The organism is Thiomicrorhabdus sp. (genome assembly GCF_963662555.1).
GTDB lineage: Bacteria > Pseudomonadota > Gammaproteobacteria > Thiomicrospirales > Thiomicrospiraceae > Thiomicrorhabdus.
This window is the reverse complement of sequence record NZ_OY759719.1, coordinates 2,085,305-2,099,841: the sequence shown is the minus strand read 5'-3', so window position 1 is coordinate 2,099,841 and position 14,537 is coordinate 2,085,305. Positions and strand designations below refer to the sequence as shown.

Sequence of the window (14,537 nt, the reverse complement as noted above, 5' to 3'; positions counted from 1 at the left end):
TATTATTTACTTTGGTTTTTAATTAAAGCCATTAGATTGAAAACAAAGAGGGCATTATGTTGAAAAGAAATTTTATGAATACAAAAACTTTGCTGGCTTTTTTATTGAGTACTTTTATGCTGTTAATAAGTCATCAAGCTTGGTCAGCTGATGATGCATTCTTTGATGAAACCTTTGGTAATTATCAAGATGAATTAGAAACAGCAAAAGAACAGGGTAAAAAAGGGGTATTTATCTTCTTTCATATGGATGATTGTCCATTTTGTCACCGCATGCAAACTACCTTTATGAAAGATCCGGACGTGATTAAGTTATATAAAGATAACTTTATTACTTTGATGCATGATATTGAGGGTAGTAATGAAATTACTGATTTTGATGGTACAACTGGCACTGCTCAAGAACTTGCTGAAAAAAAATACCGTGTAAGAGCAACACCAGTAATGATGATTTTTGGTTTAGATGGCAAACCAATGGTTAGATACACTGGCCCAACAAGAACCAAACAAGAGTTTAAATGGTTGGCAGATTATGTGATTGATGGTAGTTACAAAAAAGAGTCATTTACTGCTTACAAACGTGCCCGAAAAAAAGCAGAAAGAGAATAAGTTAAGTCAGTTGTTACAACATTCTTAGTCTTTAATTTGTTATACAGTCAATATGAGGTCATATCATTGATCAACAAACTTATTAATACACCGCCAGATTTAAGCCGAGTAATTCAGCATAGGCTTAATAGTTCGGTAGCTGCGACCTCTGTTGCGGCATTAACCCGTCAGAAAAATAGACTAAAAACTTGGCCTGTTTTGACTCTTTTTTTAACGGCCTCTTTAACCTGCTCTTCAGTGGTGAAAGCCCAAACGGATTCTACCGAAAATGCTCAGCAAGCCTCTTCAAAACCTGTGGCAGAACAACCTGCACCAAGCCTACCAAATCCATTAGATTTAAATACACTGCTAAACACTTATGCGGATAAATCTCCTGAGATTGATATGCAAATGGCAAATATTGATTTGGCAAAGGCTAGCCTGGACGGAAATCAAGTTGGTAATGCTTGGAAAGCCAATATTGAAGGACGTTTAGGGCGAAGGGAATTTGCAGAAGAGAGTCAGCCATACAATTTATTAGCTTTACATGTGGGTAAAGTTCTTTACGATTTTGATCGTTCTGACAGTTTATTGCAATCAGATCAATCTAAATTAGCCCAACAAACTGAAATGCTTAGTTTGATGGAAAACAAACAGCGATTGAATGTTGTTAAGGCATATTTAAATGTCTTGTTAGCAGACTTTCAATATCGTATTGATAACGAAGCGATGGCGGTAGAGTATGTTAGTTATGATAAGGTTAAAGATAGACATGCTATTGGCCAGTTATCAGATGTAGATTTACTTTTATCTGAGCAAAAATATCAGAATTCGTTGGTTAAACGTCAACAAGCTGAGCAGATGCAACTGCAGACACGTATTGAATTAGCTAACGTAATCGGTTTGCCTGATACCCGGCCTGATGAATTAAAATTACCTGATTTAAAAGCTTTTAATAATCGTTCAGTTAAAGATGTGCAATTGCAAGATTTACAAAAGCAGGTATTGGCAAATAACCCTCAATTAAAAGCCTTAAAACAGGCACAACAAGCACAAATTTATGCTTTACAGAATGCTCAAAAAACCTCATCGCCAACAATAAGGGCAGATGCTTGGGTTGGTCCGTTATCTAGCTACCCTGAAACCAAAGAAGGCAATTGGATGGCCACGCTATCAGTTGATGTACCTTTGTATGACGGCGGTGCAAAAAGCTCTGCTATGGCTAAGGTACAAGCTCAATTAAATAAGGTTAAGGCAGAATCTCAGCAGTTAGAGCAAACGTTAAGATCTGAAGTATCTGATATTTATTTTAAATTGAAACTTCTAGGTGCTGAAAAGAAACAACATCAAGTTTTTGGTGATTATGCAGATTTGTATTTAGATTATAGTCGTGGCTTATACGAAAACGAAAGCTCAACCGATTTAGGGGATGCGATGGTTCGTTTATCAGAAGCCAATTACGATATGGTGGCCTGGAGATTTAAGCAAGCTTTACTATGGCTGCAGTTAGATTATCTACAAGGCAAAACCGTCTCTATAACGCCAGATAAAAATCAACTAGCTCAAACGGATGTTGCTAAATAAACTGAAATGTTTATTAAGAGCAATATCAGAAGCAATGCCAAAATTTGAATAACCGATTTAAAAGAGTAATCCTATAATGATGAAAATTAAGGAAACCAACGTGACTAAACAGATTAAACAAGGGTTAATGCTTGCGACATTATTGTTGGCAAGCAGTATGGCTCATGCAGAGAATGCAGCCGTTAAAATTGGTGCTTTAGTAACGGGTCAAGTCACTAAGCTGTATGTAACAGAAGGGCAAACCGTCAAAGCGGGTGATAAATTACTTGAGATTGATTCAAGTCGTTATCAGGCTAAGTTAAGTTTGCTTAAAGCACAACAAAATATGGCTAAATTAACGCTAGATGATGCCAAGATTGAGTTGAACCAAGCTAAAGACTTGTATGATAGAACCGTGACTTCAAAACGAGCCTTAGATGCTTCTCAGTTACGTTATGATATTGCCCAAGCTCACTACCAAGAAACCAAAGCGGCAGTGGCATTACACCGAGCTTGGTCAAAATATGTGTATGTTAAATCACCAATTGATGGCAAAGTTGCTAAAATACTCGCTCCTAAAGGCACCACGGTATATAAAGAAAATACCCCAATGTTAGAGTTAGAGTCACAATAAAAGACTTTAAAAAAAATAAAACAATTTTCTCTAAGTTTATAAGGGATTATAGCCACAGGGCATACCTGGGCATACCAGGCCTGGTAAATTGTAAAGTCACTTTAACGTTTATATGAATAAGGATTAACATGCTGCAAACACGTCTAAAATATGGTTTTAAATATTGGAAGTTGGCTATTCACCTTATTTTTAAGACAAAACACTTTGGTGTAAATAATTTGTGGTGGGCTCAACAGCCTTCTGCAATTGGTTGGCACTGGTATCAAATTTTATTTGGAGTGTTAACGGTTTTTCCGATTTTAAGAAACTATCAATCTTTAAAAGTACGTAGTTGCTTAGGCTGGTTGCCTGAGTCTGAATGTATTGCATTGGGCTTCAAACCAAAATAGACTTAAAAACCATAGAGTTAACGGAATAGTCGTTTTTATTTTTTAAAGCCCGATTAAGTTTGGGTTTTTTTATGTCTGATGTTTTATTCTGGGACTAACTGCTCACAGCGATAAATCCCTCTTGAACCTGCTAACTGCTTGGCAAGTAGAGGTAAAGATTCTTTGGCTTGTTTCATTAAGGTCCAAGGAGGATTAATGACAATCATGCCACTTGATGTCATGCCTGGTGCTTTGTCTTTTTCAATGCCTAATTCAAATAACTGAATATTTTTAATACCACTTTTAATAAACGCTTTTTCTATTTCATCAATACGGTAGCGGTCAACTACTGGGTACCACAGTGCGTAAGTTCCAGTTGCAAACTTCTTATGGGCTTGAATTAAAGTGTCCGTTGCGGTTTTATAATCTTGTTTAACCTCATAAGGTGGATCCATCAAAACATAACCACGGCGTTCTTTTGGCGGTAGCTGGCTTATACATGCGTGAAAGCCATCTTTTTGAAACGCTTTAATTCTGCGATCTCCTCTAATGTTTTGCAGCAAACTCTTAAACTCTCTTGGGTGTAGCTCAAAAAGACTCATACGATCTTGTTCACGTAATAAATGTTGTGCAAACCAAGGAGAGCCCGGGTAGGTTTCTAAGGTTTCTGTGGTATTAAAGGTTTTAATTAAACTAATATAGGTTTTTACCAGGCCTGGTAAATTGTTTGCCTCTTGCTCTGATAAGTTCCAGAGTTTAGCAATACCATTTATATACTCTTGGGTTTTTTGAGCTTCTTTGTCTTTTAAAGAAAATGCCCCTGTACCTGAGTGTGTGTCGAGATAAAAAACAGGGTTAGGTTTTTCTGTTAAGTAGTTAAGAATATGTGCACTAATACTGTGTTTTAAAACATCTGCAAAGTTGCCTGCATGAAATGAGTGTAAATAACTCAACATAAAATTTTTACCTTAATAATAACCGTTTATTCTCTTAGAGACTTTCATGAGTGAGGTGCAAAAAAGTCTCTCTTAAATCAAAGAGATTAACGTTTGTTCTTTTTATAGCGTGCTCTACGTTCTTTTTTAGCTTGTTCGCGAGCCTGTTTTTTCTCTTCTTTTAAGAGTCTTTGTATGGCCACTTGTTTTAATTCTTGTTCTATCATCTCTGGGGTTTCTAATGAGAGGTTACCGATAGAATTATCACGATATTCCATAATTAAAATTCTGGATACTTTATCTAAATCGACCATACCGCCAGAACGTAAGCAACCACGTTGGCGACCAATAGCTTCAAGAAGTTCCATATCTGTATGCGGTAATTGTTCTAAGTTAAAACGTGTTTTTATCTCTTGTGGATAGGCTTCAAGAAAATATTCTGCTGCATAAGAGGCAATATCTGGGAGTTCAAACGCGGTTTCTTTTATTCCACCTGTGATGGCTAGACGATAACCACTGTTTTCATTTTCAATATTGGGCCAAAGCATACCGGGAGTATCAATTAGAGTAATGTTCTCTTCTAATTTAATACGTTGTTGATTTTTGGTTACCGCTGGTTCGTTTCCTGTTTTGGCAATGGTCCGTCCTGTAATATTGTTGATTAAGGTTGATTTACCCACATTTGGAATACCAATAATCAATGCGTGAATGGTTTTAACGCTATTGGCTTTTTCTGGCACCATTTTTTTAATAAGACTAAGTAGCTGTTGGCGTTTATCGGCATTCTGTGTATTAAATGCTAAGGTTTTAATGGTGCTTTCTTGCTCCATATGTTGTTGCCAAGTTTCAGTAATTTCAGGATCAGCTAAATCCGTTTTGCTTAAGATTTTAATGGTAGGTTTATCTTGGCGAATTTCTTCAATAAGCGGGTTTTGACTGCTATAAGGAATGCGAGCATCAAGCACTTCAATAAAAACATCCACTTGGTTAAATATTTCACGCACTTCTTTTTGAGCTTTGTGCATGTGACCTGGATACCATTGAATTGCCATTTTATTACCTACTTTTTACGTCAATTGAGAGTAAATCATCTGTTTTCAGAATGCCCATATTATAACGGACAGAACTATAAAATCGTTTTTAATGTCATGTAATTTCAGCAATGTAACAAAATGAACTTGTATTGTTTTTTTGTTTGCTTTGATGGTCTATTATTAAAAAGTCGTTTATTAACAATGACTAATATGTTTGAAATTAAATTTAGGATATGTCTTAATGATAATAACCTAGTAAATAGGTTGGTTTTGTATTCTTAAACTAGTTTCATAGGAGGGCGTCATGGCTCAAGTAATTAGTACACAAAATACACATCACCATTACACTGAAAGCGGCGAACATATTGTTTCAAAAGATGTCGGTGTTGCTAGAATTGGTACATGGTTAAAACAGGGTTGGATGGACATCGCTCATGCACCATTAGCCTCTTTGTTTTATGGTGTCTTAATGGCTTTCACAGTTTATGCAGTGCATGCTGTGTTTAAAAATGAACCATTAATGCTATTTAATTTATCCACCTTTTTCATTATGTTAACGCCATTTTTGGCAACCGGGCTGTATGCCATTTCGATTAACCTCTCTAAAGGGCAAAAGCCCGATCTGTCCCATTCAATGTTTGCTTGGCGTAAAAATACCACTGAGTTTGCATTGTTTGCATTAGTGCTTGGTATTGTTATCGCAATTTGGGGGCGAATCACTCCTTTAATTGCGGCTATTGTTAAATCGAATAGTCTATTAATTGTAAACCCAGATATGGGGGTTATGGGTTTTATCGCTTCTGATTCAGGTATGACATTTATGGTCTACTTCTTAATTGGTGCGGCATTTGTCTCTGCATTTGTATTTGCAATTAGTGTAGTGACCATCCCATTACTGTTAAGAGATAACAAAGTTGGTGTAATTTCTGCCATGGTGTTGAGCTTTAAAGTGGCAATGGAAAATAAATTAACTATGGCTGTTTGGGCAGTGTTGATTGCAAGCTTAATCACTTTGGGCTTGGTCACTTTAGGATTGGCTATGATTGTTGTGATGCCTCTTTTAGGTTACGCAAGCTGGCATGCATTTAATGACTTGATTGAAGTGGATGATTAAAGCCATCAATTATAAATTGTTTATAGAAGAAGCTCTTTTCTGTAAGGCCTTCAAATAAAGTCTTGTTTGCGGTCTTAAAAAGCAATCAAGGTTATATGACGCCCAAATAAATACGGCCATACAGATTTACATAAAAACAAAAGACCAATTATTAATTTAAGTTTAAACACAGCCCTAAAATTTATTTTTAGGGCTTTTTTTTGGATTTGAGTTTTTGCTTATTGATGTCAAAAAGAGGCAAAAATTATATAGAGACCAGTAATAAGAAGGGTTAGTTAAGGATAATATAAATTTATGAACATATTAAAAAATATAATTTCCTACTTTTTTACTAGGTTTTTATACTGGAAGTGAGGTAATAAATAAGTAAATAGCTAACAAAACAATTTCGGGATCTTTAGTGTTTAAATTAAGGAGTCCTATTGTGGCTACTGTTGCAAATCTAATGCCTAAGATGAGTGCTGAACAAACTTATATTCCAGTTCGTTCAGCCACCATCTCAAATCAAAATGGTCAAACACATAATCAGGTTTGCCAGTTCAAAGACAAAGAAGTCGATATGATGCCTGGTCAATGGGCAGAACCAGGAAACCCAACTCCATACGAATTACGAATAACCATTCAAACGTGTAAAAGACTTTGGTATTTAAACAAAGAAGCACTTACATACGCAGACTGTGATCAAGAGACCACTCTCTATAATATTAAAGTGTTAGAAAAACTCTATATCCATCTAATGGATTATTTATCAGGATGAAAACTTAAGGGCAGGTAAGCATAGATAAATTCATTTTAAATGAATTATCTATGCAATCAGGTTTGATGCTATTTATTTACGGAACATTCTTAATAAAAATCGTCCAAATAAGAAAATGGCAGAAATCATCCATACATATACAAACCAACGTGCAAATTCATAAAAAGAGGTAAATTGCCCCTCTAAATGCGAAAGGCCTTCAACGGTTAGTTGGCCGTTTTCTTGGGTAGAAAGTGCTACTAAAGCAACAATTAAAAAACAGGCTGCAATCAAAGCACCTAAATAGAGAAAGATTTTTTGAAAAATATCCACGGTAAAATCCAGTTAACTAGTCATTAAATTTAATTACAAATTGTAGCATGAGAAAATCTAGTAGACCTTGTGAACTTGCTCGTATTGGCTCGTATTGGCTCGAGTTATTGATTTACAGCGGTTAATTCTTCAGAAAACTCTCTAAACTGACCTTTACCAGCACGCTTGGCTTGATACATGGCCATATCCGACGCTTTTAGAAGTGAGTGGCGGTCAAAAGAGTGTTGAGGATAGTGGGCAATACCAATACTTGATCCAATATTAATTTCATTGTCTTTGATATAAAAAGGCTGTTTGAGTCTATCTGTAATACGTTGAGCAATTTCCGTTGACGACAGACTACTAGAATGTGGTTCATAGTAAAAAACGAACTCATCCCCACCTACACGAGCGAGTAATGAATTGTTTGGAATCAGTTTACTAATCTCTTGACCAACTTGTTTAAGCAATACATCTCCAATGTCATGACCCAGCGTATCGTTAACGTTTTTGAAGTTATCTAGGTCTAAAAACATCAAGGTTATTTCAGTCTTAGAATTTAGGACATTTTCCAAAGTATTGTAAAGTTTATGACGGTTAGCCAAGCCAGTTACGCTATCCACGTTAGCCAGGTTATCTAAGGCGGCTTGTGTCTTTTTCAGGTGAGTAATGTCCGAATGAATAAAGCTGTAATGGGTTGTTTGAGTTGTCTCATGAAAGATTTTTTGAATGCTAATACGACTTGCCAGGCTGATTTCATTATTATCATCAAATAAGGTTAATTCTCCACGCCAAGCTCCTTCTGACTCAAAAGTTGCAATGATGGAGTCGTCAACTTCATTTTGTAACCCGTTAATTAACTCAATGAGGTTAGAGCCCTTTAACTCTTCTCGAGTTTGGTTTAACGATTGGCAAAGCGTATTGTTGCATCGTTGAATTTTTAGATCATCACCTGTAATGGCAATACCTTCAAAAGCGTGTTCAATAATAATGGAGTCTACTTCTAATTCGCTCTCTATCCATTTTTGTTCACTCACATCTATGCGAATGGCAAAAATACGTTCAATCTCGCCATTATTATTCAAATAAACTTGACCTTTATCATGAACCCAAATGTAGTGGCCGTCTTCATGCTGAATACGGTGAGTACACTCGAATAAGTGCTCTTTACCACTCAAGACTTTAAGAAGTTTTTGTTGTACCGCTTTTTGATCTTTAGGATGTATGCGGTTTTGCATGTCGTGCAGATTATTTAATAGTACATCTTGCTCAAGGCCCAGCATTTTCTTCCATTGTGATGAATATTGAACCTCGTTGGTTTTTACATTCCATTCCCAATAGGCAAATTGCTCGTTTTCTGTTAAGGCTTGAATTCGATAGTTTTCTTTTTGGTGAGCTTGTTTAAGTGCCTTAATCGCCTGTTTATTTTGTTGAGATTGCCATGCAATTACTTTTTGTATGCTTCGGGTTTGCAAAGTACTAAGTAGCGATAAGGCGAATAGAATGATAAAAAGAACAATAAGAACTTGTTCTGAACTCCAAGGTAAAAAAGATATATCAATAAGAAAAGGAGGAGATAAGGTATACCAAAGACATACAGCGAGACTAATCCATAGTAATAAGATAACTAGAGGACGAGTTAAGAATAGCAGTGTATTTGTCATTGTATGTAATACTGTGAAGTCAGATTTAATATAATTATAACCTTATATTTTTTGCATGGTTATGGAATAAAAATAGGCAGGTATAAAATAATTATTTGTAAGATATGACTATTATCTTTCGCTAGCGTTATTTTGCCAGGCCTGGCTTAATTGCGTTTTTACTTCTGCATCACTCACCTGAGTAAAATCAATGTAATATTGGCCTATAGAGCCTAAGTCATTAGGTTGTATAGGGCAGATAACATTATCGACCAATTGACTAATTTCTTGAATTGTCTCTTCAGGTGCGACTGGAACAGCAACGGTAATAGACTTTGGGTTTTGGCTTTTAACGGCTTTTATTGCTGCTAGCATGGTTGAGCCAGTTGCTAACCCGTCGTCAACTAAGATAATGTTTTGATTAGTCAGCTCGAGGGATGGCTTTTCGCCTTTATATAATATTTCTCGACGTTTGAGTTCTTTAAGTTCACGAGCTTTTACTTCATTAATGTCTTGTTGAATTCTATAACTTTGTATTACCGATTGATTGAGGGTTTCAATATTACCACTCGCGATAGCTCCCATGGCAAGTTCAGGAAATTGTGGAACGCCTAACTTTCTAACCAGTATAAGATCAAGTGGTGCGTGTAAAGATTTTGCAATCTCATAAGCTACAGGAACACCTCCTCGAGGAAGTGCAAGAATTAACGGCTTGCTGTATAAAGGCTTATTAAGTATTAGCTGAGATAGCCACTGACCAGCAATAGAGCGGTTTGGAATAGGGGGGAGCATTTTTGAGTGCATATAAAACCTCAGTAATTATCTGAAATTTAATAATTTTTATTGGTTAAAGGGTATAGATATGAACCGAAAACATCAAGTAGAAAAAGTGGATAGAGATTGAAATAGATAAGATTAAACAGCCTCGATGCTAAATATCGAGGCTGTTTATGGGACGTGATTAAGCGTTTAATTTAGCCATTAAGAAATCCATGAAACCATCAGCATCAACATCTTGTGCTTTTTCATCACGACGATATTTGTATTCAATTTGACCATTATCTAAACCACGTTCACCAATAACGATACGATGTGGAATACCAATTAAATCCATATCTGAGAACATAACACCTGGGCGTTCGCTACGGTCATCAAACAATACTTCAATACCTTGAGCCGTTAGTTCTTTATACATCGCTTCAGCAGCCTCTTTTACACGCGGAGACTTATGCATTTGCATCGGCACGATACATACTTGGAATGGAGCGATAGATTCAGGCCAAATAATTCCTTTATCATCATTATTCTGTTCAATGGCTGCGGCAACCACACGGGTCACACCAATACCATAACAACCCATTTCTAAGACTTGAGAGCGACTATTTTCATTTTGAACGGTGGCATTTAAAGCGGTTGAATATTTATTACCAAGTTGGAAGATGTGCCCAACTTCAATTCCACGACGAATCTCAATTTTGCCATTACCACATGGGCTTGGATCACCTTTGACTACATTGCGAATGTCAGCCACTAGCGTCGCGGTTGCATCACGATCCCAGTTTGCACCTGTCATGTGATAGCCGTCTTTATTGGCACCACATACAAAGTCACTCATGTGAGCCGCAGTACGATCAACAATGACCGGAATCGTTAAACCACATGGACCAATAGAGCCTGCTTTACAACCTACAGCAGCTTGAATTTCTTCATCAGTTGCCATTTCAAATGGTTCAGCAACTAAATCTAATTTTTCGGCTTTGATCTCATTTAATTCGTGGTCTCCGCGAATCACTAAAGCCACAACAGGTGCTTGTTCCGTAGCACCTTTAACTAATAAAGTTTTAACAATTTTCTTTTTCTTAAGCTGTAAGAAATCGCACACTTCTTCAATTGTGTGTTTGTTTGGAGTTTCAACTTCGGTCAAAGTTTCGGTCGCTTCTGCACGTTCACCACGTGGTGCCAAAGCTTCTGCTAATTCAACGTTAGCGGCAAAATCTGACCCTGTTGAGAATGCAATATCATCTTCACCCGATTCAGCCAATACATGAAATTCGTGAGAACCGTCGCCACCAATTGAGCCTGTATCGGCTTGCACAGGGCGAAAATCTAGACCTAAACGGCTAAAAATACGATTATAAGCATTAAACATTTCATCATAAGTTTCTTGCAGGCTTTCGCGATCCATATGAAAAGAGTAGGCATCTTTCATAATAAATTCACGAGAACGCATTACCCCAAAACGAGGGCGAATCTCGTCACGGAATTTGGTTTGGATTTGAAAGAAGTTTGCTGGTAATTGTTTATAACTACGAATCTCTTTACGGACTAAATCAGTGATGATTTCTTCGTGAGTTGGCCCAAGTGCAAAGTCTCTGCCGTGACGGTCAACAAAACGTAACAGTTCTGGGCCGTAATCTTGAGCACGACCTGATTCTTCCCATAGTTCCATTGGTTGTACAACTGGCATTAAAACTTCTTGAGCACCAGAACGATTCATCTCTTCACGAATAATGGCCTCTACTTTTCTTAAAACACGCACACCTAAAGGTAGCCAGTTGTATAAGCCGCCAGCTAAAGGGCGGATAATGCCAGCTCTAAGCATGAGTTGGTGACTGATAACCACGGCATCAGATGGGGTTTCACGTGTGGTAGAAATAAGTAAGTTAGAAGTTCTCATGATAGGGAAATGACCTTGAATTTTCAAAACGATTAAATTGGGCGTATTTTAGCATGCCAAAAGGTTCTGAAAAATGATTATGTTATCAATACGGATTTGATTTTTGGCATTATTAAAGGATGTTTGAATTTACCAGGCCTGGTAAATTATTGTAGTTTGCTAAGTTTATTTTGGGTTATTTTGGGCTATTGTGAGTTATTTTGATTTATCTTAGGTTAATCTAAGCTTAACCTAAGATACCTTTTGACGCAGGATAGTGCGGCGAATAAATAAACTGATACTTGCCCAGTGAAAATGGGCAATAAAGGTGTACATCACCAAGCCAATAAGAGTACCTAAAACCATATTGCCAATGTAAAACGGTTTCCAGATAAGCGGAAAGACTTGATCAAACCAAAGTTGCGAGCCAACTGTAATATGTGCAGAGGCGGTGAATAAATCTGGCGTTCCTAACATCCAAGTACCAAATTCATAGCCACCATACCAAATTGGCCACATTGTTAACGGATTCGTCACCCAAGCAAGAGCGGTGGCCAATGGGATATTCGCTCTAAAGAAGTATGCAAACACAGAACCTAAAACCATTTGAAATGGCACCGGCAGCATCATACAAAATGAGCCAATTAATCCGGCACGAGCAAATGACTTACGGTCACCAGCCCAGTAAATGCGATCTTGAAATTTGGGGAAATGCTTATTTAGAAATGCAGAACGTTTGGTTGCTCTGCCAATACGATGCACTTTCAGTTTTAGGTATCTAATCATATTTTTGAGTATATCAGATAAGTCTAATCTTTAACCTGCTAAATCATGGAGTTAGTTTGACTAACGGGTGAAAGGAGGTATTAAAAGTTATAGGTTTTTGATGGTTGTTGGGCCAGCAAGAGCTTGATGTACCGGCATTATCTCAATGTTATTGATATTAACGTGAGCAGGTTGTGCTAATACCCAACGAATGGTTTCTGCTACATCTTCAGACCTTAACGGTTCAAGTCCTTCATAGACTTGATTGGCTTGTTCTTTATTACCTTTAAAACGTACTAAAGAGAATTCACTTTCATTTAACATGCCTGGTTCAATATTGGTTACGCGGATTGCCGTGCCTAATAAATCTGAACGTAAATTACTTGAGAACTGTTCCACAAAGGCTTTGGTTGCACCATATACATTGGCACCTCTGTAAGCATAGCTACCGGCAATAGAACCAATATTAATAATATGTCCGTGATTACGTTTTACCAGGCCTGGTAAAATTTGGCGAGTTAAAAAAGCTAATGATAGACAGTTGGTATTAATCATTGTTTGCCAATCTAACCAATCCGTTTGATGAGCAGGGTTTAATCCCAGTGCTAAGCCTGCATTATTTATGAGAATATCAATTTGTTTAAACGGCTCTGGTAGTTGTTCAAATGCTTTTAATAATTGAGGGTGGTCATTGATGTCGCAAGCAATAGTGTGGCACTCACTAAACTCAGAAAGCTCAGTTTTTAATTGATTAAGCAGTGACTCTCGGCGGGCTAAAAGAATAAGTTTAACGCCTTGTCTAGCCAAAACCTGTGCGGTCGCTTTGCCGATTCCGCTTGATGCTCCTGTGATTAGTGCAACTTGGTTTTTCATAATAACTCTCAATAACTCTTATTTTGATTTTTGATGTTTATTGTAGAGAGCTTTTTGCTTCTTACAAGAGGGTTATAACAAACGTGAACCTATCTCAATAATCACAAAAACGGTACTACTGAAGAACGCGATTAACGAAATAAAACGCGGTGAATTAAAACAGTTTTCAACTTTAGGTTGCTGGGCTTTTATTTTCCATAAGGCTAGGTTTATAACAGAAAAAACAATCAACATTATTAAAGAAGTTAATTCAGCTAAGGAAGCTAAATTACCAATTAAGGCCATAATTAAAACGATAAGTCCTGCAATGACTGTGGCAACAACAGGGGTTTGAGTTATAGAGTTTACACGCCCTAAAAAACTGGGTAATTGATGGCGGCTGCTTAGGCCGTGTATGACTCTGGATGCCATAATAATCTGAATTAAAGAGCCATTAATAATCGCTAAAATACTGATAATGGAAATAATTTGTGCAGATTGCCCTGTATGAAATGTATATAAAGTCGCCAATGGGGCTTGGCTTTTGGCTAACTCTTGCGGAGCAATAGAAAGAATGGCCAATAACATAATCAGTATGTAAAGAATGGTGGTAATAATAAGAGTCAAAAATATTGCCATAGGCAAATTATATTTTACATTTTTTACCTCTTCAGCAACATCCACCATATCTTCAAAACCAATAAAGGCGTAAAAAGCCAATAGGGCTCCACTAAAAATAATGCCTAAACTGGTTAGGTTAAAGTCAGGAATTAACAGATTACCCAGTTCGGGTAGGTGGCTAATGGCACCTTTACTGATATAAATCATCCAGATTAAACCACCTACCTCTATTAACGTGATTAAGCTGGCAAGAAATACCGACTCTGCAATGCCATAAATGGCTAAAGCGGTTAAAAATAGGGCGATTAATATAATGGTGATATTTGTATCAATATTGATGAGCTGTTGAATATAGCCAGAAAAGGCATTGAGCAAGGCGGCGGCAGAGACCAGGCCTGCAAAAATGACCAAAATACCAATGAATAAAGCAAATTTAGAAGAGTGAAAACCCTGTTGTGTATAAAGTGCAGCACCTGCGGTATAAGGGTAACGACAAGAGAGTTCTGCAAAAGATAGGGCGGTAAGTCCAGCAAGAATGGCAGCGGTTAAAAATGCAATAGGAGCTAAGTACCCAGCTTGATTGGCTAATTCACCAACTAGTGCATAAATGCCAGCACCAATCGTTGTTCCTAGCCCATATAAAATAAGTTGGGGAAGCGACAAACTTCGCTTTAAGGTCGTTTTCATCCATTTCCTAAAAATATTGGACTAAGTTTG

The 14,537-nt window shown here is 37.1% G+C and carries 15 protein-coding genes; 6 read left to right on the top strand and 9 right to left on the bottom strand.

The window, feature by feature from the left end; genetic code table 11:
* The first annotated feature begins 74 nt into the window (after nucleotides 1-74).
* From ACORJQ_RS09355 to ACORJQ_RS09340, 4 genes are all read left to right on the top strand, one after another.
* Nucleotides 75-608 carry a thioredoxin family protein gene (locus ACORJQ_RS09355; protein ID WP_321323955.1) on the top strand — a complete coding sequence of 178 codons (534 nt, stop codon included), beginning with the start codon at nucleotides 75-77 and terminating at the stop codon, nucleotides 606-608.
* Nucleotides 609-674: 66 nt separating this feature from the next.
* Nucleotides 675-2,171, top strand: coding sequence for a TolC family protein (locus ACORJQ_RS09350; protein WP_321323953.1), 1,497 nt, complete (start codon nucleotides 675-677; stop codon nucleotides 2,169-2,171).
* 100 nt (nucleotides 2,172-2,271) lie between these two features.
* Nucleotides 2,272-2,784, top strand: coding sequence for an efflux RND transporter periplasmic adaptor subunit (locus ACORJQ_RS09345; RefSeq protein WP_321323951.1), 513 nt, complete (start codon nucleotides 2,272-2,274; stop codon nucleotides 2,782-2,784).
* A 128-nt stretch (nucleotides 2,785-2,912) separates the two neighbouring features.
* On the top strand, nucleotides 2,913-3,173 hold the full coding sequence (locus ACORJQ_RS09340; protein WP_321323949.1) for a hypothetical protein: 261 nt from the start codon (nucleotides 2,913-2,915) through the stop codon (nucleotides 3,171-3,173).
* Nucleotides 3,174-3,256: 83 nt separating this feature from the next.
* On the opposite strand, the gene ACORJQ_RS09335 is transcribed toward ACORJQ_RS09340, so the two are convergent.
* Both ACORJQ_RS09335 and ylqF read right to left on the bottom strand, forming a co-directional pair.
* Complete coding sequence (locus tag ACORJQ_RS09335) at nucleotides 3,257-4,108, bottom strand: 23S rRNA (adenine(2030)-N(6))-methyltransferase RlmJ (protein ID WP_321323948.1); 852 nt, start codon at nucleotides 4,106-4,108, stop codon at nucleotides 3,257-3,259.
* An 86-nt stretch (nucleotides 4,109-4,194) separates the two neighbouring features.
* Entirely contained in the window at nucleotides 4,195-5,139 is a 945-nt protein-coding gene (gene ylqF / locus ACORJQ_RS09330) for a ribosome biogenesis GTPase YlqF (RefSeq protein ID WP_321323945.1), read from the bottom strand.
* A 286-nt stretch (nucleotides 5,140-5,425) separates the two neighbouring features.
* On the opposite strand from ylqF, the gene ACORJQ_RS09325 reads away from it, so the two are divergent.
* Nucleotides 5,426-6,235 carry a DUF2189 domain-containing protein gene (locus ACORJQ_RS09325; protein WP_321323944.1) on the top strand — a complete coding sequence of 270 codons (810 nt, stop codon included), beginning with the start codon at nucleotides 5,426-5,428 and terminating at the stop codon, nucleotides 6,233-6,235.
* A 424-nt stretch (nucleotides 6,236-6,659) separates the two neighbouring features.
* The gene (locus tag ACORJQ_RS09320; protein ID WP_321323942.1) at nucleotides 6,660-6,992 is read left to right on the top strand and encodes a hypothetical protein; all 333 of its coding nucleotides are present in this window, start codon (nucleotides 6,660-6,662) and stop codon (nucleotides 6,990-6,992) included.
* A 72-nt stretch (nucleotides 6,993-7,064) separates the two neighbouring features.
* Here the strand turns inward: ACORJQ_RS09320 and ACORJQ_RS09315 are convergent, their stop codons facing one another.
* From ACORJQ_RS09315 to ACORJQ_RS09285, 7 genes are all read right to left on the bottom strand, one after another.
* Complete coding sequence (locus ACORJQ_RS09315; RefSeq protein WP_321323940.1) at nucleotides 7,065-7,304, bottom strand: hypothetical protein; 240 nt, start codon at nucleotides 7,302-7,304, stop codon at nucleotides 7,065-7,067.
* A 104-nt stretch (nucleotides 7,305-7,408) separates the two neighbouring features.
* On the bottom strand, nucleotides 7,409-8,947 hold the full coding sequence (locus tag ACORJQ_RS09310) for a diguanylate cyclase domain-containing protein (RefSeq protein ID WP_321323938.1): 1,539 nt from the start codon (nucleotides 8,945-8,947) through the stop codon (nucleotides 7,409-7,411).
* A 111-nt stretch (nucleotides 8,948-9,058) separates the two neighbouring features.
* Nucleotides 9,059-9,730, bottom strand: coding sequence for a phosphoribosyltransferase (locus ACORJQ_RS09305; protein ID WP_321323936.1), 672 nt, complete (start codon nucleotides 9,728-9,730; stop codon nucleotides 9,059-9,061).
* Between the two features lie 157 nt (nucleotides 9,731-9,887).
* A complete protein-coding gene (locus tag ACORJQ_RS09300) occupies nucleotides 9,888-11,603 on the bottom strand; it encodes a proline--tRNA ligase (RefSeq protein WP_321323934.1) in 1,716 nt (571 codons plus the stop codon).
* 231 nt (nucleotides 11,604-11,834) lie between these two features.
* A complete protein-coding gene (locus ACORJQ_RS09295) occupies nucleotides 11,835-12,368 on the bottom strand; it encodes a DUF2062 domain-containing protein (protein WP_321323933.1) in 534 nt (177 codons plus the stop codon).
* Nucleotides 12,369-12,455: 87 nt separating this feature from the next.
* Nucleotides 12,456-13,220, bottom strand: coding sequence for an SDR family NAD(P)-dependent oxidoreductase (locus ACORJQ_RS09290; RefSeq protein ID WP_321323931.1), 765 nt, complete (start codon nucleotides 13,218-13,220; stop codon nucleotides 12,456-12,458).
* Between the two features lie 72 nt (nucleotides 13,221-13,292).
* A complete protein-coding gene (locus tag ACORJQ_RS09285) occupies nucleotides 13,293-14,507 on the bottom strand; it encodes an APC family permease (RefSeq protein ID WP_321323930.1) in 1,215 nt (404 codons plus the stop codon).
* Between the last annotated feature and the right edge of the window lie 30 nt (nucleotides 14,508-14,537).